The organism is Myxococcales bacterium (genome assembly GCA_016703425.1).
Lineage (GTDB): Bacteria > Myxococcota_A > Polyangia > Polyangiales > Polyangiaceae > JADJCA01.
Genome location: JADJCA010000031.1, coordinates 282741 through 307765, shown reverse-complemented (window position 1 = coordinate 307765; position 25025 = coordinate 282741). Strand labels below are relative to the sequence as shown.

Here is a 25025-nt window from a genome sequence, read left to right as displayed (position 1 = left end):
CGATCGACTGCGGGGTTCTGAGTGCGAGCCCCGCAGGAGGCCTTGTGGTGACCCCCGTTCAAACACGCCAACCACGTCGCCGTGGCTTCACGCTGATCGAGCTCATGATCGTTGTGGCCATCGTTGGCGTGCTCGCCGTCTTGGCCGTCTACGGCGTGCGGCGTTACCTGGCGAACGCGAAGACCGCCGAGGCGCGCAACTCGCTAGGTCAGATCTCAAAGGACGCCGTGACCGCCTACCAAAAGGAGCTGATGGCCGGTGCGGTCGTGACGCAGGGAGCGTCGACCGGCTACGTCGCGGCTGTTTGCGACTCCGCAACGGCGTCGGTACCCGCAACCGCCGACGGGGTGCGCGGCAAGCGTTACCAAGCTGACAGCTCCCCCAACAAGGACTGGGGCCTCGACGCGAACGCGAACAAAGGCTTTGCCTGCCTCCGCTTCGCCATCGAGCAGCCCCAGTACTACATGTACACGTACGTCGCGTCGGCGCGCGCCACCGGCGCCGATACGTTCGAGGCTACGGCGAACGGCGACCTCAACGGCGACGGCACGCTGTCGACCTTCAGCATCGCCGGCAAGGTGCAGAACGGGACGCTCAACGTCGCGCCCTCGTTCAGCGAGACCGACCCCGAAGAGTGAAGGCGAGGCGAGCCGCGGAGCGCCGCCTCGCCGGGGGTCGCCGTCGCCATGCTCAGAGCTCGATGCGCACGAGCACGAACTTGTTGCACACCTTCTTGTCGGTCACCTCGCGGAGACCCTTGCCACCGACTTCGTTCTTGAGGCCGGCCACGCGCGAGTGCTCCGTGACGAAGAACATGACCTTCTGGCCCTTGTCCCGTTGGGCCTTGAGCCACGTCGTGAAGTTTGCGCCCGACGAGACGAAGGCAGGGATCTTGTTCCCCGTGTAGAAGTTCTCGCCCTTCCAGTTCATTTGGTAGGCGACGAGCTGCTCATCGGTGCCCTTGCGACTCTGGTAGTACGCCTCGATGATCTCGTGTTGGCCCCAGTGTTGGCCCAGGCGGCCCATGTAGACGTCAACGCCCCACGCGGCCCACAAGAAGGCGAGGGCGGCGAAGCCGAGCAAGGCCCACGCGCGGAGCTTCGGGAGGAGCGCCGCGAGCAGGATGAGGACCGACGCCGCGATGGCGAACGAGCCGATCACCGCGCCAAAGTCGATGTCGTCGGGCCACGGCCGACGGTAGTTGTACGTGAAGAGTTGGAGGAGGCGGATCGCCCCCGGTTGGTCCACGCCATCGGCGACCTTCATGGTCAGATCACGGCCGATGAGCGCGATGACGAAGGCGGCGCCGATGCCCGCCGCGCCGAGGAGCAGCGTCTCGTGCACCCGTCGACGTTCGACCTCCGTGACGGGCTCCTCCACCAGCTCTTCTTCGCCGCGAACCGATTCGCTCCCGCCGAGAGAGCGCTGCAGCGTCACCGCAGAGCCGCTCGCGAGCTCGGGAACGCTAACGAGCGCTCCTTCCGTGGCTGTCGCGGTCGCAGTCGCGGGCGCCGCCGCAACAACGCCGGCGGACGCGAGGCCTGGCAGCGGTAGCGACGGGATCACGAAGTAGCCCGCGATGAGCAGGACCGATGTGACGAGCAGCGCCACGTGGAGACCCGCGACGGGCCCACCCCAAACGTGTCCGCCTCGCGCCATGGTCATGCCCACGACGCCGAGGAGTGCGACGCCTGCGGCCGCCGAGAGGACCGCCGGCCAGCCGGCCTTGGGCCGTTCGATCTTGCCGAGCATGTTGTCGAACGTGACGCCGAGCAGCATGGCCGCCGGCGGCACCGCCGGGAAGATGTAGTGGTGGAACTTCGTGCCCATCAGCGAAAAGAGCGTGAAGGAGAAGAGGAACCACATGAAGAGGAAGACCGAGACGTCGCCGCGCCCGCGGTCGGATGTGTCGGAGCGGCGTAGCCAATAGCCGAGCCCCAAAGGCGCGAGGCCTGTCCATGGGAAGAGCGCGTAGCCGAGCTGCCACGCGTAGTAGCGGAGGCTCGTGTCGTCGCCCTCGTTGGTGTCGTGGACGTGCGAGAAGGCTCGGTTCCACATGTCGTGGAAGATCAAACGGTCGGTGAACGGCGAGCCGTGCCTGACGTACATCGCCACGTACCAAGGCATGGCCACGATGAGGATGACGATCAGTCCGCTCACCAGCTCGAGGCGTGTGAGCTCGGACCAACGGCGCTTCGTCGCGATGTAGGTGAGCGCGCAGAGGATCGGCAGCGCGAAGCCGGCGGGCCCTTTGCCCATGGTCGCGAGGGCTGCGAAGAACCACGCGGCCAAGTAGTAGAGGCGCTGCGCGCGGCGTTCACCCCAGTTGAGGTAGAGCAACGTGCCGAGCAAGACGCTCCACACGATGCCCTGGAGCGAAGGCTCGAAGGCCAAGAAGTAGCGCTGCAGCGCGAGGCCGAGCGTGTCGACGTTGGCGGGGAGGCCCTTTGGCAAGCTCGCGGGTCTCGCCGCGTTGCGCCTCGTTGCCAGGCAGGCCGCAGTTGCCCATGCCCGAGCCGCTCTTGAACTCATCCCAGTGGGGCCGAAACCCCCGCGCGCCGTCGCCGCTCAGCACGAGCTCGAGGTTGCGCGAGAGGAGGTACAGAATCTGGGGCAACGCCACGACGAGGATCACGCCGAAGACGACGTGCCAGCCGGAGAAGCGGAACACCGACTTGCCGGCCTTGACCTCGTAGACGCGGACGCGCCGCGCCTCGTCGGTGTGCAGGCCCAAGAGCATGAGGCCCATGGCGCTCGTCATGGGCGCGACGAACGGCATGTCGGCCATCGTCTGGTGAGCCAAGAAGAACCAATCGGGCACCGTGGCGAGCACGAGCCCACCGATGAGGCCCGCGCGCCGTCCGAACACCTTCGCGACGCCCTTGTAGAGGAGGTACATTGCGAGGAGCGTCAGGAGCACGTTCGGCGTTCGAACGACCCACTCGGGGTGGCCGAGGCCGCCGGCGTAACCGGCCAGCATGCGATCCGGCTGGAAGTGCGTCCCGAAGGTCGCCATGGCGACGGCTTGGATCCAGAAATTCAGGATGGGCTTCGACCAGAACCAGCCGTCTTGCGCCCACCAGAGCGAAATCCAGTCGTTGCGCGCGAGGATTTCACGAGCGACCTCGCCGTAGTGTGTCTCCCACGGATCCCAGAGCGAGAAGACGCCGAGGGCCGGGAGGTAGAGCGTCGCGCCAATGGCGAGGACCCAGAAGCCGTGGCGGCGAAAGAGCGGGCGCTCAAGGCCGTCTTCGTCCTTGGCCCACGGGCCGAGCTTCACGCCGAGGTCGAAGACGCTCGCGACGAAGCCGAGGAAGCTCGCCGTCACGAGGATGCCCCAGCCCCACTGGTTCCACAGGCCGCTCTGAGCGCCGACGATCGTGGCGGCATAGAGCACGAAGGCGGCCACGAGCTGCGCCAGCGGCCATGCGAGCGCCCCCAGCGTCGTCGACGCGTCGACGTGCTCGTCTCCGTCGTCGAAGGTGCCCAAGAGGTCCATCAAGCCGAAGGCGGCGATGGCGCAGCACACGATGCCCAGCGGGACGCCAAAGCGCAGCTGCCCGTCGTGCGCCATGAACAGGAACGCGAGCACGGCGCCGATAGCGGCGGTGACACCCCCGCGTCCGCGGCGCAGAGGATTGCCTCGCGGCGTGCCCTTCTTCTTCTCGTCGGTGGCCGCCGGCGCCGCAAGGCCGGCCTCCGTTGTGGCCATCGAATCGACACCGGCCGGCGCCGCGTCGGCATCGCCCGGGGCGCTCTCCTCGGAGACTCGCGCGACGGCGGCGCTCTGGGCGTCGGTGTTCGCGGCGTCGGCCGACGGAGCGCCCTCGGCGCCGCTGTCTGCCGGCGCCGGCTTTGCCTCGCTCGCGGACGGGTCCTTCGCGACGTCGGCTGCGGGCTTGTCGCTAGGTTCGCTGGGGGGGGAGTCGTTTCGGTCGGTCATGGCAAAGGCACGCGCGGTTTGGCTAAGGGCGACGGCGGGGAAGAAATAGGGGAGGGGCCGGAACCCGCGTCATAGCAAGCTTCGGCCCCCGCAAGAAGCCCCGCCAAGGGGCGGGAAGGCGGGCAGGCCGCAACCTCTGCCGTCGCGACTCCAGCGTCGCGAGAAGGAAGCGGTTCGAGGCCTTGGAGACGTGTCGCCTTCCCGAGCAGTTCGTGATGTGGCGCTCAACCGCGGCGTTGGTGGAGCCGAGTCCCGCCTGGACGAGATCCTCGCCGGCTCGGTCGGTGAGTTCTTCAGAGAGCTCGGTCTCGGCGAGACCGACGCGAACACCTGATGTTGGGGCTCAGGGGGACGACGTGACGCTTGCGGGGGCAGCACCGCCCTGCGTGCATGTCGCCAAGAGCTGCGCGAGCGACTGCGGTGCCTTGTCGAGCGCGCTCCACAGGGCTTTGGCGCAGCCGCGTCCCTTCAGACCGAGCGTGAGCGGCGCGTGAGCCGCCGCTGGCACCCTCACGAGGTGGCGCGCGCGCGCCGCGGATTGGCTCTCGAAGTGATACTCGGCCTGCGCCATCGTCGTCGTGGGGTCGAAAGGCCCTTGGAAGTAGACCAGCGTCGCGTTCAGCGCGTACTTGGCCGAATCGTATGGCGCGGCCTTGGGTGCTCCCCCACAGATGTCGGGGCCAGGTGCCTCTAGCTTTCCGTCTCTAATCTCGCGCGCGACGCGCCACGAGCCCCACAGCTCTCTGCACGCGATGGTCGCAAACAGCTCGCCAGCAGGGGCGCCGCTCGCCGCGGCGGCCATGAAGTTTCCGACGTAGCTCTGGGCCCGAGAGCTCTTGGCGGAGAGTCCCGCGAGCCAATAGTTCAGCGAGTGCCCGGAGCCAGGGATATCGCCGATGATGAGCTGTTGCGAAACGAACAGGCCCCACTGCTCTCTCGACCAATAGAGTGCAGGTGACCACGGCTCCTTCTCGAACTCCGTGCGCCAAGCCGGCGACACTAGGCTCTTCACTCGCGTCCATTCGTTTTGGAACGCAGCGAAGTAGCTGTCGAACGAGTCGAACGCCCGACCCATGGTGCCTTCGAGCACGACGGCTTTCGGCGGAGGCCCACCGTCGTGCTCCAGGATGGTCGCGGCCACCGTCGCCGCCGTCGTCCCGAATGACGCGCCGTAAAGGATGTAGTCGGTGAGCTTCTGCGCGCGAACGACCGCGGCAACGTCACGCGCGACCTCCTCGATGCTGTACACGTCTTCCCGCGCCTCCACGAGGGCGGGATAACTGTTGCATCCGCTTCCGCGCGCGTCGGTGTAGATCACGTCGAACGCGTCGTTCGGGATCGCACCGAGTGCATAGTCGTCGCCGGGCGACTTTCCCATGATGTGGCCCCCGGGGCCGCCGGGCACGACGACCACCGTCGTGCCGCTCGGCTGGGCTGCCGCGAAGAGGCGATACCGATGTCGCAACAAGGTTGCGTGAGCCGAAGCGTGTACCGCCGGCACGTCCACGCTGTGAACGCCCGTCAGCGCGCATGGCGTGCCGCTCTCGACGAGCGTGGCCCGTTGCGCGTCAGGCGGCGTGGTGCTCGCGTCCGTATCGCTGCTGCTCGGTAGGCGAGGCGCGGCGGCTTCTGGGGCTGGTGACACGGAGACAGCGCTGTCCGCGGTTGAGGAGCAGGCGAGCAGCGAGAGCGGAACGGAGAGCCAGAGGGGACGAATCATCGCGGGGCACAAAGCAAGGGGAGTGCCAGCGCGCTCGCTGTCGCATGGGGGTCAATATCGTTTGGCGGAAGAGGTGACGACCGTATGTGCTCAGACGACGCGGAAGCGCGAGAGAGCGGAAGACGCGGAAGCCGCGCAGCGGTGGGACGGGCACGACGTTCACGGGCAGAACGACGTTCTACGAAGTGACGTCGAGGACGCGGGACAAGCTGGGTCGCGTCACGGCGCTAACGAAAGTCGCGTCACCGCGCTGACAGAGACGACAGCAGCGATCCGCGGAGGCCCTGGCGCGTCGACGGTGACGTGGGCCCAACCGTCGCCCGTCGGAGCGCGGAGCGAAGATCGCTCAGCCTCGCCCTGACCCCTGATGCCCCCTTGAGAAACGCAGGATGGCCGTCATGACGTCGGTCACCGCGTCGCCGTTCAAGCCGAAGGCCTCGGCCCACGCTCGCCGTGTGGCAAAGACCTCGTTCTCGCGCGCCGCGTCTCGCGTTGGCAGGTTGAGCGCGGCCTTCGCAACCGAGACCTCCTCGGCCAGTGCAGCGCGCCGCGCGAGGAGGCGTAGCAGCTCACGGTCAACGTCGTCGATGCGCTCGCGCAGCCTTGTGAGTTGGGGCCGCGACGGACCGGTGGAGGCACCAACGTCGCTTGACTCTCCCAAGGTCAAGCTCGCGTCCGCCGAAGCCAACGCGGCGAGGAGCGCGCTCCGCGCCTCGGCGGCGAAAGGGTTCTCGATCTCGATCGTGCGAAAGAGGTGGCCCGCGTCGGCACGCACCGAGTCGACGCTGCGAGCGAGCATCGCGAACGACGGCGGCGCGAAGGCCGCCTTGTCGGCGAGGCCGGCGTCGAGCAGGCCCTTGGCGAAAAAAAAGGCTAGCGCGTGGGTGCGCGCCATCGCCCGATCATGCTCTTCAGCCGTCACGCGAAGGGTGGCGCACCCGAGCCCTTGCCAGAACGTCTCGGCGGCCGCCGTCACCGCTTCGTCGTCGGCCGGGCACAGCACCGTCGTGAGCGGCGCTCCCTCGGCGAGGCTCGCGGGGCCGAAGAGCGGGTGCGTTCCGATGACGCGGGCGCCCTCGGGAAAAGCCGCCGCCATGGCCTTCGCGGGGTGCAGCTTCACGCTCCCGACGTCCATCACGAGCGGCGCCGTGGCGAGCGGCGCGAGCTCGCCGGCGAGCTCGTCGAAGACAGCCCGCATCACCTCGACGGGCGTGGCCACGACGACCACGTCCGAACTCCGTGCGAGGTCGCCCATCGACGCGACGCGCCTCGCGGCGCCGTCGGTGTGGGCCGCATCGGGGTCGAAGTAGAGAACGTCGGCGTCCGGCAGGCGCTTCGAGACGAGGGCGCCCAAGGCGCGCCCGAAGCGCCCGTACCCGATGATCCCGACGCGCTTCATGGGCGCGTCAGTGCTGGTGCGGGTGCCCTTCGCGCTCGAACTGCGCGAGCATCACGAGCATCTCCGGCGTCGGCTTCATGAGCCGCGTCGGGCCGCCCTGCGGATCGGGCACGGCCCACGCCCAGCTTCCGTCTTCGAGGGGAACACGCTCCACCTCGCCGTTTTGTTCTGCGTGGAACATCGCGTGGGCCACCTCACCGGGGTCCGGTGCACCGATACGCGCGAGACGCTTGGATGCCGCGGCCGCCAAGGCCGAGGGCTTCTTGTTCTTCTTTGCCATGAGCCGGCAATCTTCGCGGATTTGGGGGCGGTCTGTCATCCCTCACGGGAGTAGACTCGCCCCTCGTGGGCGCTTTTTCCAGGGGGCCGGCGGTTGGGCTCTCCGCCCTGGCTCTCGCGGCGTTCGGGCTCGGCGCATGTCGGCTCCTCCTAGGGCTCGAGGAGCTCCCGCTCGTGACGCCCGATGCCGGTGACGCGGCCGCCCCTCCATCGACGCGTCCGACGCCTGCATCGTGGGGGCCAACTACTGCGCGAGCCTCTGCCCGCGGCCCGCCTTCTGCGACGACTTTCAAGAAGGCACACTCGGCGCGCGAAGCTCCTTGTGGGCCGCACCGGCCGACGTGCCGCAGCCGCTTCAAGTCGGGGACGTCGCGATGGCGATCCTCGACGACGACGCCGGTGGGACCCGGGAGCTTGTGGCGCACGCCAACGCGGTCCGCGCCACGGCGGCGGCCGTCGGCCTCTTCTCCCATCGGCTCTTGCCGGGAGGCGCCTCGGGGAAGGGGTTTCGCTTCAAGGCGCAGCTCCGTGTCGAGCGTGTCGCCTTTGACGCCGATGGCGGTGCGCCGGACCGCTACTTCTCCTTCATGGGGCTGAGCGGCCTTTCGGCGTTTCCCGTCGGCATGAGCCTGGTCTTCCACGAGGTGCCTTCGTCTGAGAAGGTTCGCCTTGCGCTCGAGCAGCGGGCCATCGGCCCCGGCGCCGCCGTGTTGCCCATCATCAGCCTTGCCGAGGTCGATCGGGAGGTGTTCATCAAAAACCGCATCGAGTTCGACTTCGTGGTGGGCACAAGCGAGCTCTTCCTCGCAAAGGGCTTGGCGTGCGACGCGCCCGGCGACGGCGTGCGTGTGCTGCTCCGCTTCTTGGCGCAGTCGTATTGCGCGCCCCTTGCCGACACGCTCGCGAACCCGCCGTGGCTAAAGGATCCCATCATCGGCGTCGGTGTCATCGCCTCCGGCGACACCGACGTGGTGCTTCACCTCGACAACGTGGTCGCCGAGCTTTTCTGAGCGGCGTCCGTCGGGTCAACGGGCGCCGACGGGCGCTGACGTCAAGAAAGCTCGTCGGCGAGGGCGCGCGCGCTGACGAGCCGCTCCTTGGCTTCCTCGAAGGAGCGAAGTTGGGCGCGAGCCTCGACGACGACCTCGGCCGGTGCCCGGTCGACGAAGCCAGCGCTCGAGAGCTTCTTCGCGAGCGCGGCGATGTCTTTGTCGATGCGCTTGAGCTCGCGCTCGATGCGCGAGAGCTCCTGCTCCTTGGTGACGTGCCCCTTGAGGCTTACGAGCACCTCGACGGTCCCAAGCTCTGTGGGGATAACGGCGACGACGGTGCCAGCAGCCCTCTGCGCGTCCGGCGACTCGAAACGTTCTCCCGTCGTCTTCACGAGCGCGGCGATGGCTCCGCCATGACGCTTCAGCGTCGTGAGTACCGCTTCGGGCCCGCGAATGGAGACGTCGAGCTGCGCCGCCGGATGAATCTCGTGCTCGCTGCGGACGGTGCGCGCCGCGGAGATGACGTTCCGCACGAGGGTCATCTCAGAGAGCGCGGCCTCGTCAACGTCAGCTTTGGCCGCGGGGTAGGGCGCGAGGGCGATGGACTTGGGGCGCGACAGCGGCCTCGGGGTCCGTTGCCACAGCTCCTCGGTGACGAACGGCATGAGCGGGTGCATGAGGCGAAGCGACGCCTCGAGCACGTACGCCAGCACGTGGCGCGTCTCCGCCTGCTGTTCGGGGCTCCCGCTCTTGAGCTCCATCTTGGTGAGCTCGACGTACCAGTCGCAGAAGTCCGTCCAGAAGAAGCGATAGAGCTCGTTGGCCGCGTCGTCGATGCGGAAAGTCGCGAAGGCCTCGTGGCTCACGCGTGTCGCGTGGTCGAGTTGGGCCAGGATCGCTCGCCCGTAGAGGCTCTTCGGCTCGGGGCGCGTCTCGGGGATCGACGCGAGGTCGCCCAAGTTGCCGAGGACGAAGCGCGTCGCGTTCCAAACCTTGTTGAGGAAGAACCGGTAGCCCTCGATGCGTTTGGGCGCGAGCGCGATGCGCTTGGCGCTCGGCGGGAACGTCGCGAGCGTGTAGCGGAGCGCGTCAGCGCCGAAGGCCGGAAAGCCTTTGCCCATCTGCGCCGTCGAAGGGTACGCCTTCCTGAATTTCGCGAGCGCCTCCGCCTCGGGCGCCCCCGGCAGGGCCTTCTTGACGATCTCGGTGAACTCGGCGCCGTAGATGAGATCGAGCGGGTCGATGACGTTGCCCTTCACCTTGCTCATCTTGTCGCCCGTCTCGTCGACGATGAGGCCCGAGAGCAAGACGCGGCGGAAGGGCACCTCGCCGGTGAAGTAGAGCCCGAACATCATCATGCGGGCGACCCAGAAGAAGAGGATGTCGTAGCCCGTCTCGAGATCGCTCTTCTGCTTGGCGTTGGTCGGGTAGAACTTCGCGAGCGAGGGCGTCTTCTCAGGCCAGCCGAGCGTCGCGAAGGGCCAGAGGGCGCTCGAAAACCACGTGTCGAGGACGTCCGGATCTTGCTTCCAACCGGCCTCCTCGGAGCACTCGGCGGGCCGCTCGCGGGCCACGCGAATCTCGCCGTTCGGGCCGTGCCACGCCGGGATCTGATGGCCCCACCAGAGCTGACGCGAGACGCACCAGTCTTGGATGTTCGAGAGGAAGTGGTCGTAGGTCTTCTTCCACTCGACGGGGATGATCTCCGTGCGCCCGTCATCGACGGCGCGCTGCGCCGCCTTCGCCATGGCCTCCATCTTGAGAAACCACTGCGTCGAGATCATCGGCTCGACGACGCCGGCAGAGCGTTGGCATCGCGGCAGCGTGAGGACGTGCGGCTTCGAGCCGCGCGCGAGGCCCTTTTCGTCGAGCGCCTTCTTGACGGCGGTGCGGGCGCGCTTGCGATCGAGCCCGGCGAAGGTGCCGGAGGCCGCGTTCATGGTCCCGTCGAGGTTGAGGATGTTGATCTCCTCGAGGTTGTGCCGCTTGCCGGTGGCGAAGTCGTTGAAGTCGTGCGCCGGCGTCACCTTGACGGCGCCGGTGCCAAACTTCGGATCGACCAAGATGGCGTCCGTCACGATGGGGATCGTTCGCTCGAGGAAGGGGTGCACGAGGCGCTTGCCGTGGAGGTGCGTGTAGCGCGGGTCGTCGGGGTGAACGGCGACGGCCGTGTCTCCGAGCATCGTCTCGGGGCGCGTCGTGGCGACGACGATCTCTTCGTCGCCGAGTCCCTCCACCTTGTACGCGAACTGGAAGAGCTCGCCTTGCGCCCCTTCTTCGTTCTCCACCTCGAGGTCGCTGAGCGCCGTCTGGCACTCGGGGCACCAGTTGATGAGGCGCGTGGCGCGGTACATGAGGCCGTCTTCGAAGAGGCGCACGAAGGCCTCCCGAACGGCGTGATTCATATCCGGGTCCATCGTGAACTTGCTGCGCTTCCAGTCGGGCGACGCGCCGAGCTTCCGCTGCTGCCGCGCGATGGTCCCGCCGCTCTCGGCCTTCCATTGCCACACGCGCTCCGTGAAGGCCTCGCGGCCCAGGTCGTGGCGCGTCTTGCCTTCGCGGGCGAGCTGCCGCTCCACGACGGTCTGCGTGGCGATGCCCGCGTGATCGATGCCCGGCTGCCAAAGCGTGCAATATCCCATCATCCGGTGGTAGCGGACGAGCGCGTCTTCGAGCGTGCAACGCTGCGCGTGGCCCATGTGCAAGGAGCCCGTCACGTTCGGTGGCGGCATCGGGATCACGTAGACGGGGCGGCCGTCGGGGGCGTCGCTCGCGTCGAAGACGCCTTCTTTCTCCCAGAACGCGTACCAGCGCTCTTCGACCTCGCGCGGCTCGTAGGCCTTGGTCAGATCGGGGGAACCGTCGTTCTGGGGCGCGTCGCTCATCCGCCGGAATTACCACGGCCGGGCGCGCGGAGGGAGGCCTCCACGTCAGTCACGCGACGTGCGCACGGGGCTCGTGTGGCCCCAGTGCGCCGCTGGCCTTGGTGGACTCAGTCCTTGAGCTGCTTGTCGAGCTCTTCGCGGAGCAGCGCTTCAGCGAGCTGCGGGACGACGTCCCAAGCAACCTGCTGAAGCAGCGCCTTGACGTCGGCCTCGGTGAGGGCTTCGGTGGACTCTTTTTTTCCTTCGAAGGCCATGGTTACTCCTTCGTGAGGCGGGTGATTTCTTCTCGGATCATCGTCGCCGCGAGGACCGGAACGACCTCCCAGATGACCTCTTCGACGGCCTGACGCGAGAGCGCCATGACCGCCTCCACCTGCTGCGGCGTGAGACCGAGGTCGGCGAGCTTGCCGGCCATGGCCTTGCCGTTGGTGGCGGCCGGCGCAGCGGCGGCCTTCGCGGGAGCCGCGGCGGCGGCGGGCTTGGGCGCTTCGGCGGCCTTGGCGGGAGCCGGTGCGGCAGCCGCGGCCTTGGGAGCCGGTGCGGCGGCCGCCACGGGTGCGGCCTTCGGAGCCGGAGCCGCAGCCGGTGCGGGCGCGGCGGCGGCGGCGACGTCACCACCACCCTCGTGGGCGGCCATGGCCTTCTTCACCTTGTCGACGGCGGCGTTCGATTCGAACGGCTTCTCGAGGTTGTCGTCGGCCCCGGACTCCTTCGCTTTGGCGGCGTCGTAGGGGGAGAAGCGGCTCGACATCATGAGGATGGTCGCGCCCGGCGCTTGGGCGCGAACGTCCTTCGCCAGCGCGTAGCCCCAGTCTTCGCCACCGTCGATCAAGACGACGCTCGGCTTCTCGCTCATCTTGCCGAGGGCATCGTCGCGACCCTCGGCCGTGATCACGTTGAACTCCTCACCGGAAAACGCGATCTCCAGCACTTTTCGCATCGTGACGCTGTCGTCGACGGCTAGCAGGGTCTTCGGCACGGGCTTCTCCTCACGGACTCACGGGCGGCTGCGCTCCTTATGGAGGCGCTGTCAGAGACGCCTACGATACAAAGCTCGCGGGATTTGTGAAGGGGGCACGTGCACATGCCTCAAATGCACGCCTTTCCGGCGCCTCTCGCGACGTCGGGGCCGACATCGTGCGACACTCGCCCTCGCATGAAGACGTCGCACGTGGTCCCCGCCGAGCTTGGCGGCAAGTCGCTCGACGCCGTCGTGCGCGCCCTCTTCGAGGTCTCGTGGGGGAAGGCACGCGGGTACATCGAGACCGGGAAGATCGAGGCCGACGGGGAAGTCGTGACGGTCGTCGAGCGACGCGTGCGCGCGGGCGTGACGGTGAGCCTCGACCTCGCGGCGCGGCGGCCCCGACCCGACGAGCTCGAGAAGGAGCGCATCGTCTTCGTCGACGCCCACGTCGTCGTCGTGAACAAGCCCGCGGGCATCAGCACGGTGCCGTACGACGACACCGAGACGGGAACCCTCGACGAGCGCGTGCGCGCGGCGCTCCAGCGCTCCGGGCGCGAGCGCGGTCAACGCCCGCCGCTCGGCGTCGTTCACCGCATCGACAAGGAGACCACGGGCCTCGTGGTGTTCACGCGCTCGTGGCTGGCCAAGCAGAGCCTGGCCTCCCAGTTTCGCGTCCACTCGGTGCACCGCCTCTACCGCGCCATGGTTCACGGCGTCATGACGTCACGCTCGTTGACGTCGCACCTCGTCGAAGATCGCGGCGATGGGCTCCGCGGCTCCATCGAACGCATGAAGGGAAACCGTCCGCGCCTCGAAGCAGGGCAGCGCGCCGTGACGCACGTGGACGTCGACGAGCGGCTCAGCGGCGGCGCGGCCGCAAAGGAGGGCGCCACGCTCGTCACCTGTCGTCTCGAGACGGGCCGCACGCACCAAATCCGCGTTCACTTGAGCGAGGTCGGGCACCCGCTCATCGGCGAGCGCGTCTATTGCCGCGAATACAGTGGCGAGCGCATCCCAGCGCCGCGCTTGATGTTGCACGCCGCCGAGCTCGGGTTCTTGCACCCGAAGACCGAGGAGCCCATGAAGTTCACGGTGCCGGTGCCGGCGGACTTTGCAGAGACGCTCGCTCGCCTTCGCGCGAAGGCGCCGTGAGCCGCAGCCGTGCTCACGCTAGCGAATGAGGAACCACTTCACGCCGGGCGTCACCTCGAGGTGAAGGTGATTCTTGTGCGCGCGGTTGTAGTGCGGCGTTAGCTGAACGTTGAACAGATGCTTGTCGGCCGCCTCGCAGACAATCTCGCGAAGCACGCGGCCTTCGGTGCTCTTCGGCTGCGGCGCTGCGCTGGTGCCGCAGGTTTTCTGTCCGATGCGTCCGCCGAAGTGTGTCTCGACGTCGAGCGTCGTGCCGTCGCTCTTCACGAAGCGGGCCGCGTCGATGGCGAGGGCGCCCGTGTGCCGCTTTCCAAGCATCCCGTCGATCCAGCCGCGTAGCGGCGGCGGTCGGTACATGGAGAAGTGAACGACCTCTTTGACGTCGCGCTCCGCCAAGATGGCGGCGAAGTCGTCGAGCGCGAGCGCGAGCCGGCAGTCGACAATCTCCCAGGCGGCGGTCGCGCGCGCCTTCTCGGGCAAGGTCGACCGGAACGTCACCCCGCGGATAGGACCCGTGAGCCTTAGCGGGGCTAGCACGCCGCGCGCGGTGTCCACGGACTGGAACGAGACGCCCCGGCGCGTGAGCTCGCTCTGGCACGCGGACGCGTCGAGGCCGGCGTACGTGACGGCGGGGGTTTGTGAGGGATTCTCTGGCGTTTGAACGTCCGGGTCGCCGGCCACGAGGGGGCCGTCGAGGGTGCAAACGACGGCGGCCGCCGCGAGCCCCGAGAGGGCGCGGACGGCACGAGCAAGGCCTCGGGAGGGGGCGGCGAAGGGCATCTCGGATGCGGCGGCACGGGCCGGGGAGGCCCGAACCTCCCAGTCCTAGCACGCGCCTTGGGGCTCGCCGAACTTTGGGGCGGCTGGCGCGCAAGGGCGGGAAAGGCCGATAGCCGGAGGCCAGGCGCAAGCGCCGCGTGCGGAGGCGCGCTATCCTCCGCTTTTGACCGATGACGGAGCTCAACCAGCGTGCGCGGCAGATTCTCTACGCTGCCATTTCCGAATACGTGTCGACGGGCGAGCCGGTCGGCTCACGCACGCTCGCCAAGAAATATGGCCTCCTCCTCTCGCCAGCGACCATTCGCAACGTTCTCTCCGATCTCGAAGACCTCGGCTACCTCGCCCAGCCGCACACGAGCGCCGGCCGCGTACCGACGGATCGCGCCTTCCGCCTCTTCATTGATGCGCTGATGGAGCTCCGAAAGCTGAGCGCCGAGGAGCGAGAGCGCATCCGTTCTCGCTTCGACGAGCTCGTGCCGGGGCAAAACGTGCTCCGAGAGACGGGGCGCATCTTGAGCGATCTCACGGGCACGGCGGCCGTGGTCATCTCGCCCAAGGCCGAGAGTCTCAAGCTCAAGCACCTCCGCTTCGTTCGCACGACGCCCGGCGAATTGCTGGCGGTCCTCGTCATGACCAACGGCGCCGTCCAGAACCGCTTCCTGCGCGCGCAAATCTCCGACACCGAGCTCTTGCGCATCCACAACCTCCTGGACGAGGTGACGGAAGGCCGGTCCCTCGGCGAGCTCCGCGACTTCTTCGCGCGCCGCCTTAACAACGAAAATGTGCAGGGCGATGCCCTCCGCCAGAAGGCGTACACGCTCGGGAGTGAGGTCGTTCGTGAGGCCGCTGGCGGCCTTGCCGACATCTTCATCGAGGGGCAATCGCGCCTCCTCGAGCGACCCGAGTTTGCTGGTGGCGACGGGCTCCGGCAGGTCGTCGCAGCCCTCGAGGAGCCCGGAGCAGATCGTTCGCCTCCTCGATCAAACCATTGTCGCCGGCGGCTCTGTCGTCGTGGGCAGCGAAGCCGGCGATCTGGGCGGCGGGCACCTGGCCATCGTGGGCGCTTCTTTCCTTGAGAAGGGCAAGCCCGTCGGCACGGTGGGGGTCATCGGCCCGACGCGCATGGACTACCCCAGCGTCTTGCCGCTCGTGCGGGCCACCGCCGACGCGGTGACGGCGCTCCTCGACCGGCGCCGCGACAAGGACGATGGCGAGGATTGAGCGCCGATTGGCTCGAGACCGCGTGGGCCAGCGCAGTGGGCCAGCGCAAAGGAGCGCGACTGCGAGGGGGCGAAGTTCTCGGCCCGCCCGCACTTGATGGTGTATCCTCCGACCCCTCATGAGAACCGGGCCGCCGGAGCTCCCCGGGACGCACACCACCGATTCGCCCCTCGACCGAGCGCTCGCGTTGATGCTCGCGGACGAGCGTGAAGCCGCGCTTCGTTGGAGCGCTGCCGTGGTGGATCACGACGCGTCGGTGCCGAGCGCGCTGATCCTCACGTGCCGGCTCCTCGCCGACGCGGGCCGAACGGAAGCCGCCATCGAAGGCCTTGAAGTGGGCGTCAAGCGCGCCATCGACACCGGCAACCTGCCGCTGGCGGTGGCCGCCGTCGCCGATCTTCGGCAGTTGGGGCGGTCCATCGAAGCGCACCTCGACTCCATCGCCGCGTCATTCGCGTCCACGTCGCCGCGGCTCGCGGAGACGGCCCCGCCGCCGCCGCCCCTGCCGAGCTTCGAGAAGTTTCAGCCGCTGTCGAGCTACCTCACGGGGCCGGCCCTCTTGTCGAAGGCCCAGTCGATCGTCCACCAAGCGCGGCAGAAATATGAGTCGGGGGAAAACGGCGCCCAGTCGGTCATTGCGCCGCTCCCGCTGTTTTCGGCGCTCGAACCCGAACCGCTGCGCGCCCTGATCTCCGCCTTCGAAATGATCACCGTGCCGGCGGGCAAGGAAGTGATCCTTGAAGGTGAAGAAGGCGCAGAAGCGTACATCGTGGCGCGCGGCGAGCTGGAGGTTCGCCGCCGAACGCCGGATACCGAGGACGGCCACGTTGGCGAACCCGTCACGCTGGCACGGCTGACCAACGGCGCCCTCTTCGGCGAGATGGCGCTCCTCTCCAGGGCGCCGCGCGCGGCGAGCGTCGTCGCGTGCCGACCTTCCATCCTGCTCGTGGCGCGCCGCGAGTCGCTCGAGTCCGTCGCCGAGACGCGTCCCGAGGTGGGCGCCGAGCTCGCCGCGCACTGCCGGCGCCGCATGTTCGCGAACTTGGTGCGCACGTCTCGCGTCCTCATGTCGGTCCACTCGGCCGATCGCCCGGCGCTCGTCGAGCGCTTCGAGACGTTGGTCTTCGAGAAGGGTGACAAGCTCATCACCGCCGGCGAAGACGCCCAAGGTCTACACCTCATCGCGTCCGGCGAGGTCGCGGTCGTCGGGTACGAAGGAGGCGAGCCGCTGGTCATTGCCGCGTTGGGCGCCGGCGAGGTGACCGGCGAGGTGGCGCTGGTCCTTCGGCGCAAGGCCAACGCCGACGTCGTCGCCGTGCACCCAACGGTGTCGCTGCACTTGCCCAAAGAGGACTTCCTCTCGCTCATCAAAGACCACCCCGCCATCCTGCTGAGCCTTTACATGTCGGCGGTGCTGCGCGACGAAGAGACGAGCGCGGTCATCGAAAACTCGACCACCAACGTGGCCGACGACTTCGTGCTCATCTGAGGCGTTCGCCTCGCGCGAAACGCAACCGACAAGACGGAATCGACGTGGAACCGCCGCATTCGCACAAAGGTCGCGGTCACGGGGCTCATGGTCCTCACGACCACGACCACGACCACGACCACGACCACGACCACGACCACGCGCACGCGCACGAGCACGTCGGGACGAAGGAGACGGTGAAGGCAGCGCCGAGCGGGGGCGGGCACCCGGGCTTCACCGCGCAGGAGGCGAAACAGGCGCGGCGGCTGACGTACGTGCTCATCCTCGTGACGTTGTTCTTTGGGCTTGAGCTCGCCGGCGCGATGCTCGCTCGGAGCAGCGTGCTCAAGGCTGACGCGCTCCATCTCTTGATGGACATCCTGGCTTTGGCGTTCAGCCTCGTGGCGATGCGCGTCGCCGTGCGCAAGCCCACCGAGCGTTTTACCTTCGGCTTAAGGCGCGCCGAGCCGTTGGCTGCGCTCATCAACACCGTGCTGGTGTTCGGCGCCGTTTTTGAAATCGTCCACGATGGCTTGGAGCATCTCGGGGGCGATGAGAAGCCCGCTGCCGGCATTATGCTGGCCGTGAGCATCGGCGCGCTCATCGTCAACGGCATCAGCGCTTGGCTCTTGCACGGCGCCATCGCCCACGGCGGCCACGGTCATGGTCACGATCATGGCCACGATCACGGGCACGACCATGACCACGACCACGCGAAGGCGAAGGGGGGCGGGGGAGGGCACCACCTCAACCTGCGAGGGGCTCACCTCCACATTCTCGGGGACACGCTCGGCTCCGTGGCGGCGCTTGTCGCCGCGCTCGTGATTCGCTTTGGAGGACCAGCCTCCATCGATCCCATCATGAGCTTCGTCGTCGCGGGCATCCTCGTCGTCGGCGCCGTGCGCCTCTTGCGCGACGCCCTGATGGTCTTGCTTGAGTCGGCGCCGCGTCACCTCCCCGTCGACATGATCCGAACGTTGACGCTCGCCGTGCCCGGCGTCGACAGCATCCACGCGCTCCACGTGTGGACCCTCGGCGCGGGGCACGACGCCATCATGGTCCACGTCCTCTCGAAAGCTCCGACGCCGGACCTCGGGATTCGCGTCTCCGAGAAGCTGAAGAAGACGCTCGGCGTGGAGTACGTGAGCGTCCAGGTCGAACCCGAGGCGGTGGCACCAGCGCCCCACTGCGAGTGACCGCAGGCTCGATGGCGATTTCCTAGCTTCCTAGCTTCCTAGCTTCCTAGCTGAGGCGCTCCGCGAGCTTCGTCGTCCCGACCCCGCGCACGAGGCGGTCGGCGATGAGCTCGGCCACGGCGGCGATGGTCAAGGACGGGTTCGTCCCCAAAGCGGAGGGAACGGATGCGCCGTCTACGACGAACAGGTTCGTGTTCAAGAGCGCTTCGCCAAACTCGTCGATGACGCCGTCTTTGGTGTCGCGGTCCGTCATGCGGCAGCCGCCTAGCGGATGCGCCGTGTTGACGCTCCCTTCCGCGCGGTAGCTGTCCAAGTACATCTCGCCGCCGAGGGCGTCGTAGATTCGCGCCATGGCCGAGACGGCCGCCGACCAGCGCGCTTCTGTTGCGTCGCTGGTCCGGGGCCAACGCACCTCTGCGGCGCCCGACTTGCCCACGCTGATCTCGCCCTCGCACTCGTCGAGCGCGAGGCACCCCATCGTGAGCATGCGCGACCCGAAGCGCTTCAGTCGGTTCTTGAAGGCGAGGCCGAAATCCGACTCGCCGGAACGCGCCTCCGTCGACCCGCGGCCTCGCGCCCCGGGGTCCTGGGCGACCTTGAGCGTCGACGGCTGCCCGAGCGCCAGGTGAAGCGGCGCGGCGTAGAACGGGATCAGGATGAACTTGTCTTTGGCCCAGAAGGTCGGGGAGAAGCTCGACATGGGCTTGCCCTTCATGCCCTCGACGTCGTGTTCGTAGCGATCTCCGACGACGCCCGACACGCCGTAGTCGCCGTTCGACGACAGGTAACGCCCAAGGGCCCCTTTCGGATCGAGCGTCCGGCTTTCACTGAATTGTGTGCGCGAGCGAAGCAAGAGCGCGGACGAGGCGATGCTGCCGCAGGCGACGACGAGCAGTCGGCACTCGAGCGTGAAGGGCACCTCGCCGCCGCCGCGGCGGTCGATGCCGCTCACCGTGTAGCCCTTCTTGCTCGGCGCGATGGTCGTGACTTCGCAGGATGTCGCGAAGGCGACGCCCGAGGCCTTCGCGTCGGCGAGGTAGTTCTTCGTCAGGTCCTGGCGGCCTGAAAAGCGCTGCCCTTGATTCCACCAGCCCTCGTTGGCGTCGTCGTGGGTCGCGACCTTCAGCGGAAGCGCCGTCGCTCCGATGCGACGGCAACCTTCGGCGAACACGAAGTCGCGCTTCGTCGCGAGCGCCCAATGCGGCGCTGCGGCGTCGGTCCAGGCGAGGCGCGTCACCCGCAGGCGCGCTTCGACCTTCGCGTAATACGGATCGAGCGCGGCTCTCGTGTAGAGCTGGGGCCAGAGGCGCCGGGCACCGGCCTTCTGTTCGAAGGCTTCCCTTGGCGCGCGAAGGCTGACCGCGTCGTACACGTTCGAGCCGCCGCCGAGGCCCTTGCCGAGGGCCACGTTCATGCTCGAGACGCCGGTGCGAAACGCGCCCGAGGGATCCGACACGACGTCGAGGATCGTAGAGAGGTAGTCGGGGCCCAAGCTGTGGCGGAAGCGGTTGCCTTGCCCGTTGAAGGGCCCGTCGTTGGCCGCGTCGTCGAAGCGCCCCGTGTGATCTTTGCCCTTCTCAATGACGAGCACCTGCTTGCCGAGGGCCTGGGCCTCGGCGCCCAGTCGCGCCGCCATCACCGCGCCGCCGAAGCCGGAGCCCAGGACGACGACGTCACGAAAGCCGGCGAGCGTCATACGAGATCTCCGTTCGCGTCGACGACGGCGCTGAGATCATCGCCCACGGTGGCCGCGGGCTCGCGGTTGAACGTGTAGTCGTCCAGGTCTCCCTTGGCGGCGAGGGCTGCAAGGTCGTCGCGCTCGGCGTCGAGGAGCCGACCGCTCTTGGTTCGCGGGTAGCCGGACACGGCGAGGCGAGTCTCCCAGTCTTCGAACTTGGGAAAGCCCACAGCGTGGAGGCCCACGTCCGAGGTGACGGCGCCCAGGTACGCGGAGAAACACGCAGCGCGCAGGATGAGCAGCGTGGCTCTGTGCGCTGGGTCGTGCGCCGGGTCGTCGAGCGCGGCCAGGGCGATCTCGTGGCGCTGCGACGCCGACAGATCGCGAAAGGGGACGAGCGGCCGACGGAGCGACGCGAGCGCGTCCAGCTCCGCGTTGGCCGCCACCCGAAAGGCGTTCCCAGAGCGCTTGAGCAAGGTGATGACGCGTTCGGGGACGCCCGGCGCGTAGCCCTGCGCGAGCGCCAACAAGCCGAAGCCCTCGGTCCCGAGAACGCGATCGGCCCCGGCCTCACGCGCACCCGGGCTCACGACGACCCCGTTCGCGTCGCGCTCCGCGGGGAGCAGGGTCTCGAACGCCGCGTCGACGCTGTCGACAAACACCAGCGGCGCCGTCGCGCCCTCGGGCGAGGTGGATTTCGGCGCTTGCCATGGCTGCGCCGTCCAATCGTCGGGGGCGCTGCAGCCGAGGGCGCCGAGCGCACCCAAGAGCCGGAGCGCTTCTCGCCGGCCAAAGGCGCGCGCGGCGACGGTGACGCGAGGCTGTGTCATGGGAAGGCAGGTCTACGAAGCGCACGCGCGCGGGGCCACGCTCACTTGGGACAACGAGCCTTTCCAATTTGGACAGGGCGTGACCGTTGCCCACATGTCAGACGCTTCGAGTGCACTTCAACGCGATTCGATCGGCCCGCTCACGGGCAGCGCTGGGCCTCGTCGCCCTCGCGGCACCGCTGGCCATGAGCCACTGCGGCGGGCCGAGCGCAGAGTCGTGCGAGGGCGCCCGATGCGCACCCCGGGCGTCGGGAGCGGCCGCTGGCTACGAGTACATCGTCGTTGGCTCTGGCGCCGGTGGCGGACCCGTCGCCGCTCGCCTCGCGCGCGCCGGCAAGCGCGTCCTCTTGCTCGAGGCCGGCGACGACGTGGGCGACGGGAACCACTACCGCGTGCCGGCGATGCACGGCTTGGCGACCGAAGATCCGGCGATGGCCTGGTGGTACTTCGTGAAGCACCACAGCGATCCGGCCGTGGAGGCATCGAACTCCAAGGTGACGAAGGACGGGGTCCTTTACCCGCGCGGCAGCGCCCTCGGAGGCTCCACCGCCGTCAACGCCATGGTGACGGTGCTCCCTTCACCGGCCGATTGGGACGCGCTCGCGTTGGCAACGCTCGACGGCTCGTTTCGCGCCTCGAACATGCTCCGCTACGAGGACCGCGTTCGCGAGTGGCTCTCGATCACCGTGCCCGCGCCGTCCTTGGCGCTCGGCGACAGCAAGTTGACCGGTGTTCTTCGGGCTGCGGCCGCCGCGGCCTCCACGACCGACGGCCTCGCGCCGGTCGTCTCCAGCGAGGGCGCGGCCTTGGCGACGCTGCTTTCGCACGACGTGAACGAGGCGCTCCGTCACGGCGAGGCCACGGGGCTCTTTCGCCTCCCGTTGGCGACCGCCAGCGGCACACGCAACGGCCCTCGCGAGCACTTGCTTCGCACGGTCGCCGAGGGGTTCCCGCTGACGATTCAAACGGGGACCTTCGTGACGCGCGTCCTCTGGGATTCGAAACGCGCGACGCCGACGGCCATTGGGGTCGAGGTCGTGCGCCAACCTCACGTGTACGGAGCGAGCCTCGCGCAAAAGGCGGTGACCGCGGAAGCCGAGGTGATCCGCGCCGTCGATGGCGGCGAGGTCATCCTGGCAGCGGGCACCTTCAACACACCGCAGCTCTTGGCCCTGTCGGGCGTGGGCAACGGCGCAGAGCTCGCGAAGGTCGGCGTCGAGCCGGTGCTCGAACGGCCCGGCGTCGGAAAGAATCTCCAGGATCGCTACGAAGCCGCCGTCGTCAGCGAATTCGATACGCCGCTCGACGTCGTCGCGCCGTGCCGCCTCGACGCCGTCGATGAGGACAAGGACCCCTGCCTCGCGTCGTGGCGAGAGGGCGTCGGCGTGTACACGACCCCGGGATTTCTGGCGACGGTCCTCCGCCGCTCGAGCGGCGCGCCCTTGTCAGACCTTCAGATCTTCGCCGTCCCCACCGACGCACGAGGTTACTACCCTGGCTACTCCGCTGACGCAGCCAAGGCGCGAACGAGGTTCACGTGGCTGCTCCTCAAGGGCCACACGCAGAACCGTGACGGCGTCGTCGAGCTCGTGGACGCGAGCCCGTTTAAACGTCCGCGCATCCACTTCCACTCCTTCGACGAGAAAAAGCCGCTCACCGACCCGGATCTCTTGGCCCTCGTGGAGGGCGTGAAGTTCGCTCGCGACGTGGCCAAGCGCGCTCGCGCGACGCTGGCGCCGACGTCGATGGAAGAGGTGTGGCCCGGCGCGTCCGTCGCGTCCGACGAAGCCATCGCTCGCTTCGTGCGAAAAGAATCGTGGGGGCACCACGCCTGCTGCACGAGCCGCATGGGCGCGGTGGACGATGGCGAGGCGGTCGTCGACTCGACGTTTCGCGTCATCGGCGCGACCGGGCTCCGCGTCGTCGACGCCTCGGTCTTTCCGACCATCCCCGGCACGTTCATCGCGATGCCGATCTACATGATGGCGGAGAAAGCCGCCGACGTGATCCTCGAAGGACGGGAGGCGCGCCGGTGAGGCTCCTTCGTCGGCTCATGGTCCTTGGCGGTCTCGCGGCGCTCGCGCCGGCGACCCTCGCGTGCCGCGACGAGGCGGGCTCCTGCGAGTCGCTGCAGCATGGCCTCGCCAAGTGCGGCGTCGTGGCGCGGGACATCGACTGCTCGCGCATCGAGCGGGCCGACCGCGAGGCGCTGGCCGATGCGGTGAGCTACGGCGGGTGCCCGACCTTGGCGACGGACAAGAGCGGCACCGTCGACCCGCGCCTCTGCAAGCTCGGCGGGTGGGCGTGCCCCGCGTCGCCTTTGCCCATGCCAACGACCGGCGCGAAGGTGCCCCGCTACCCGCTCGTGTTCGTGAGCGGCATCGACGGGACGCCGAGCTTCGATTGGAATCCGCGCATTCTCGCGACGCTTCGCGACGAATACCGGATTCCCACCGGCCTCGTTCACCCGCTCTCTTGGGCGCCCATCGCCGAGCGCGCGGCGGACCTCGCCGCGACCATCGAGTCGATGGCCGGAGCGTACGGCTATTCGAAGGTCAACCTCGTGTGTTACGCGGTGGCCGGCCTCGACTGTCGCTTCCTCCTGAGCCCGCACGGCCTCTACGAAAAGGATGAGGCCGCCCGCTCCCGCATCACGTCGCTCGTCGCGTCCGTCACGACCGTCGCGACACCCCACCGCGGGACACGGGTCGCCGACGCCGCGCTCGAGGCGCTCGGCAATGGCGACGCGGCGGCGATCGTCTCCGCCCTGTCGGGGACCGCCGAGACGCCCCGCTCGCTCGACCACGGCGCCTTGGCGACGACGCTAGAGGGCCTCACGCCAACGGCGCTCGCTTCGTGGAATCTCCGCGTCGACGACGCCGAGGGCGTCTTGTACCAGTCCTTCGCTGGCGTGAGCCGTCTCCTCGGCAAGACCAAGAACGACGGCGACGCGTGGGTCCACTGCGACGGCGGCGCGTCGCGCTTCTATCGCCACGACGGGACCAACGACACGCTAGGCGAGCTGCTCTGGGCGACGGCGCCCTTTGCCGGCTCGACGCTGGGCGACGACGGTCGCAACGTGGTGAGCCCGAACGACGGCATGGTCTCCGTCGAGAGCGCCAAGTGGGGACGCTTTCGCGGCTGCGTGCCGGCCGATCACTACGACGTCATCGGCCAAGTGGGGCACTTCACGCGGGACGTGCAGACGGGGTTCGATCCGGTGGACCTCTACCGGTGGGTCGCGGCGGATCTCGCGCGGGAGGGTATGTGATGGTTCGCTCCCGCCTTCTTGCCCTCGCCGTCGTCTTCGCTGGCAGCGGCGCGTGCGTTGCCGAGAATGGCGAGCGCGATGCGACTCGATGTGAGACGGCGAAGGAGAACCTCGTCGCGTGCCTCGGAGGGGCGGCGCCGCTCCTCGATTGCAAGACGCTCGCGCCGAGCGACGTCGCTCGCATTCAGGGAGCGATGGATACATTCTCGTGCGTCGCCCTTGGCCAAGGCGTGACGCTCGACGGCGACCCGAAAAGCGCGAGCTGTCGCCTCTACGGTGTGGGCTGCGTTCCGAGCTCCCTCGAGGCGCCCGCGCATCATCCGACACGATACCCCGTCGTGTTGGTCAATGGCATCGACGACTCGCCGCTCTTTCGTTTCAGCGACCGCATCGTGAAGACGATGCGCGTTCAAGGTGGGCATCGCGTGGAGCTCGCGACGTTGCCACCGTGGTCCACGGTCCAAACGCGCGCAGCGGCGCTCCTTGCACGCGTCGAAGCGGTGCGCGCCGAGACGAAGGCGCCCAAGGTGAACTTGATTTGTCACTCGCTCGGCGGCCTCGATTGCCGCTACCTCGTCAGTCCCGCGGGCCTTGTCTTGGACGCCGGCCTCGGCGCCGCGCGGCCCGCTGATGCCGTGGCGAGCATCACGACGGTGGCGACGGCCCATCGCGGCACGCGCGTGGCCGACGTCATGCTCGGTCTCGCTCCCGACGGCGATCGGCAGAAGCTCGTGGACGCGTTCCTCTCGCTCACAGGCGCCGGCCTCGGAAGCGCTTCGCCGGACTTCGAGCCGAAGCTTCGTGAAAGCCTCCAAGCCATCAGCACCGACGACGCGGCTCGGTTTGCGGCGACCATCGTCGACGCCGAGGGGGTCTTCTATCAGTCGTGGGCCGGCTACAGTCGGCCCTTTGGAGCCGCCAGCGCCGAGCACGACGCGGCCGTTGTCCGCGAATGCAACGCGAGCGTCGTCGAGCACGACTACATGGCGCTTCCGCTCGTCCCTTTCGCCGACGTCGTCGGCAAGGGGGCCGGTGAGACGGCAGTGCCCAGCGATGGCTTGGTCAGCGTGGCGAGCGCTCGGTGGGGCGAGTTTCGCGGCTGCGTCCCCGCCGATCACATGGAGCAGCTCGGCCAGCGCAACCTCCCCGACGCCAACGTTCGAACGGGCTTCGACGTGGCGCGCTTCTACGCGGCCGTGGCGGCTGATCTTGCGGAGCGAGGGTTCTGATGCGCCTCGGATGGCTCC

At 68.3% G+C, this 25025-nt stretch carries 18 protein-coding genes and 1 pseudogene; 9 read left to right on the top strand and 10 right to left on the bottom strand.

The features are described 5' to 3' along the window. Positions 1 to 104 precede the first annotated feature (104 nt). The gene (locus IPG50_39715) at positions 105 to 638 is read left to right on the top strand and encodes a fimbiral protein pilA (GenBank protein ID MBK6698269.1); all 534 of its coding nucleotides are present in this window, start codon (positions 105 to 107) and stop codon (positions 636 to 638) included. A gap of 1679 nt (positions 639 to 2317) precedes the next feature. On the opposite strand, the gene IPG50_39710 is transcribed toward IPG50_39715, so the two are convergent. The 4 genes from IPG50_39710 to IPG50_39695 form a co-directional block, all read right to left on the bottom strand. Further along, complete coding sequence (locus IPG50_39710) at positions 2318 to 3943, bottom strand: glycosyltransferase family 39 protein (GenBank protein MBK6698268.1); 1626 nt, start codon at positions 3941 to 3943, stop codon at positions 2318 to 2320. A 343-nt stretch (positions 3944 to 4286) separates the two neighbouring features. Further along, on the bottom strand, positions 4287 to 5663 hold the full coding sequence (locus IPG50_39705) for an alpha/beta fold hydrolase (protein MBK6698267.1): 1377 nt from the start codon (positions 5661 to 5663) through the stop codon (positions 4287 to 4289). A gap of 346 nt (positions 5664 to 6009) precedes the next feature. After that, positions 6010 to 7062 carry a prephenate dehydrogenase/arogenate dehydrogenase family protein gene (locus IPG50_39700; GenBank protein ID MBK6698266.1) on the bottom strand — a complete coding sequence of 351 codons (1053 nt, stop codon included), beginning with the start codon at positions 7060 to 7062 and terminating at the stop codon, positions 6010 to 6012. Between the two features lie 7 nt (positions 7063 to 7069). Further along, positions 7070 to 7342, bottom strand: a complete 273-nt coding sequence (locus IPG50_39695; GenBank protein ID MBK6698265.1) for a hypothetical protein — start codon at positions 7340 to 7342, stop codon at positions 7070 to 7072. A gap of 232 nt (positions 7343 to 7574) precedes the next feature. Here IPG50_39695 and IPG50_39690 point away from each other — a divergent pair, with 232 nt between their 5' ends. After that, positions 7575 to 8351 (top strand): hypothetical protein, encoded by a 777-nt coding sequence (locus IPG50_39690; GenBank protein MBK6698264.1) that lies wholly within the window; start codon positions 7575 to 7577, stop codon positions 8349 to 8351. Positions 8352 to 8392: 41 nt separating this feature from the next. Here the strand turns inward: IPG50_39690 and IPG50_39685 are convergent, their stop codons facing one another. The 3 genes from IPG50_39685 to IPG50_39675 form a co-directional block, all read right to left on the bottom strand. Next, positions 8393 to 11218, bottom strand: a complete 2826-nt coding sequence (locus IPG50_39685) for a valine--tRNA ligase (protein MBK6698263.1) — start codon at positions 11216 to 11218, stop codon at positions 8393 to 8395. A 107-nt stretch (positions 11219 to 11325) separates the two neighbouring features. Then, the gene (locus tag IPG50_39680) at positions 11326 to 11472 is read right to left on the bottom strand and encodes a hypothetical protein (protein ID MBK6698262.1); all 147 of its coding nucleotides are present in this window, start codon (positions 11470 to 11472) and stop codon (positions 11326 to 11328) included. A gap of 2 nt (positions 11473 to 11474) precedes the next feature. Then, positions 11475 to 12197: a response regulator gene (locus IPG50_39675; protein MBK6698261.1), complete on the bottom strand. Its 723-nt coding sequence runs from the start codon at positions 12195 to 12197 to the stop codon at positions 11475 to 11477. A 177-nt stretch (positions 12198 to 12374) separates the two neighbouring features. Here IPG50_39675 and IPG50_39670 point away from each other — a divergent pair, with 177 nt between their 5' ends. Continuing rightward, positions 12375 to 13334: an RluA family pseudouridine synthase gene (locus IPG50_39670; protein MBK6698260.1), complete on the top strand. Its 960-nt coding sequence runs from the start codon at positions 12375 to 12377 to the stop codon at positions 13332 to 13334. A gap of 18 nt (positions 13335 to 13352) precedes the next feature. Here IPG50_39670 and IPG50_39665 read toward each other — a convergent pair whose 3' ends face one another. After that, on the bottom strand, positions 13353 to 14114 hold the full coding sequence (locus IPG50_39665) for an extensin family protein (protein ID MBK6698259.1): 762 nt from the start codon (positions 14112 to 14114) through the stop codon (positions 13353 to 13355). Positions 14115 to 14284: 170 nt separating this feature from the next. On the opposite strand from IPG50_39665, the pseudogene hrcA reads away from it, so the two are divergent. The 3 genes and pseudogenes from hrcA (at position 14285) to IPG50_39650 (ending at position 17999) form a co-directional block, all read left to right on the top strand. After that, a pseudogene (gene hrcA / locus IPG50_39660) lies at positions 14285 to 15335 on the top strand (heat-inducible transcription repressor HrcA). Positions 15336 to 15453: 118 nt separating this feature from the next. After that, complete coding sequence (locus IPG50_39655; protein MBK6698258.1) at positions 15454 to 16824, top strand: cyclic nucleotide-binding domain-containing protein; 1371 nt, start codon at positions 15454 to 15456, stop codon at positions 16822 to 16824. A gap of 44 nt (positions 16825 to 16868) precedes the next feature. Next, positions 16869 to 17999: a cation transporter gene (locus tag IPG50_39650; GenBank protein ID MBK6698257.1), complete on the top strand. Its 1131-nt coding sequence runs from the start codon at positions 16869 to 16871 to the stop codon at positions 17997 to 17999. A 46-nt stretch (positions 18000 to 18045) separates the two neighbouring features. On the opposite strand, the gene IPG50_39645 is transcribed toward IPG50_39650, so the two are convergent. Beyond that, positions 18046 to 19695, bottom strand: coding sequence for a GMC family oxidoreductase (locus IPG50_39645; protein MBK6698256.1), 1650 nt, complete (start codon positions 19693 to 19695; stop codon positions 18046 to 18048). Further along, a complete protein-coding gene (locus IPG50_39640) occupies positions 19692 to 20507 on the bottom strand; it encodes a hypothetical protein (GenBank protein MBK6698255.1) in 816 nt (271 codons plus the stop codon). Before IPG50_39640 ends, IPG50_39645 begins: the two co-directional genes overlap by 4 nt. A 110-nt stretch (positions 20508 to 20617) precedes the next feature. On the opposite strand from IPG50_39640, the gene IPG50_39635 reads away from it, so the two are divergent. Genes IPG50_39635 through IPG50_39625 form a run of 3 tightly spaced genes read left to right on the top strand, consistent with a single transcriptional unit; the run spans position 20618 to position 25007 of the window. Continuing rightward, positions 20618 to 22543: a GMC family oxidoreductase gene (locus IPG50_39635; protein MBK6698254.1), complete on the top strand. Its 1926-nt coding sequence runs from the start codon at positions 20618 to 20620 to the stop codon at positions 22541 to 22543. Then, positions 22540 to 23778 (top strand): hypothetical protein, encoded by a 1239-nt coding sequence (locus tag IPG50_39630; GenBank protein ID MBK6698253.1) that lies wholly within the window; start codon positions 22540 to 22542, stop codon positions 23776 to 23778. Before IPG50_39635 ends, IPG50_39630 begins: the two co-directional genes overlap by 4 nt. After that, entirely contained in the window at positions 23778 to 25007 is a 1230-nt protein-coding gene (locus IPG50_39625) for a hypothetical protein (protein MBK6698252.1), read from the top strand. The genes IPG50_39630 and IPG50_39625 overlap by 1 nt, the downstream gene beginning before the upstream one ends. Positions 25008 to 25025: the final 18 nt, after the last annotated feature.

Excerpts from the sequence above, each read along its gene's own strand:
- IPG50_39715 (MBK6698269.1), top strand. The coding sequence starts at position 105 with ATGATCGTTGTGGCCATCGTTGGCGTGCTCGCCGTCTTGGCCGTCTAC.
- IPG50_39710 (MBK6698268.1), bottom strand. The coding sequence starts at position 3,943 with ATGACCGACCGAAACGACTCCCCCCCCAGCGAACCTAGCGACAAGCCC.
- IPG50_39705 (MBK6698267.1), bottom strand. The coding sequence starts at position 5,663 with ATGATTCGTCCCCTCTGGCTCTCCGTTCCGCTCTCGCTGCTCGCCTGC.
- IPG50_39700 (MBK6698266.1), bottom strand. The coding sequence starts at position 7,062 with ATGAAGCGCGTCGGGATCATCGGGTACGGGCGCTTCGGGCGCGCCTTG.
- IPG50_39695 (MBK6698265.1), bottom strand. The coding sequence starts at position 7,342 with ATGGCAAAGAAGAACAAGAAGCCCTCGGCCTTGGCGGCCGCGGCATCC.
- IPG50_39685 (MBK6698263.1), bottom strand. The coding sequence starts at position 11,218 with ATGAGCGACGCGCCCCAGAACGACGGTTCCCCCGATCTGACCAAGGCC.
- IPG50_39680 (MBK6698262.1), bottom strand. The coding sequence starts at position 11,472 with ATGGCCTTCGAAGGAAAAAAAGAGTCCACCGAAGCCCTCACCGAGGCC.
- IPG50_39670 (MBK6698260.1), top strand. The coding sequence starts at position 12,375 with ATGAAGACGTCGCACGTGGTCCCCGCCGAGCTTGGCGGCAAGTCGCTC.
- IPG50_39665 (MBK6698259.1), bottom strand. The coding sequence starts at position 14,114 with ATGCCCTTCGCCGCCCCCTCCCGAGGCCTTGCTCGTGCCGTCCGCGCC.
- IPG50_39655 (MBK6698258.1), top strand. The coding sequence starts at position 15,454 with ATGAGAACCGGGCCGCCGGAGCTCCCCGGGACGCACACCACCGATTCG.
- IPG50_39645 (MBK6698256.1), bottom strand. The coding sequence starts at position 19,695 with ATGACGCTCGCCGGCTTTCGTGACGTCGTCGTCCTGGGCTCCGGCTTC.
- IPG50_39640 (MBK6698255.1), bottom strand. The coding sequence starts at position 20,507 with ATGACACAGCCTCGCGTCACCGTCGCCGCGCGCGCCTTTGGCCGGCGA.
- IPG50_39625 (MBK6698252.1), top strand. The coding sequence starts at position 23,778 with ATGGTTCGCTCCCGCCTTCTTGCCCTCGCCGTCGTCTTCGCTGGCAGC.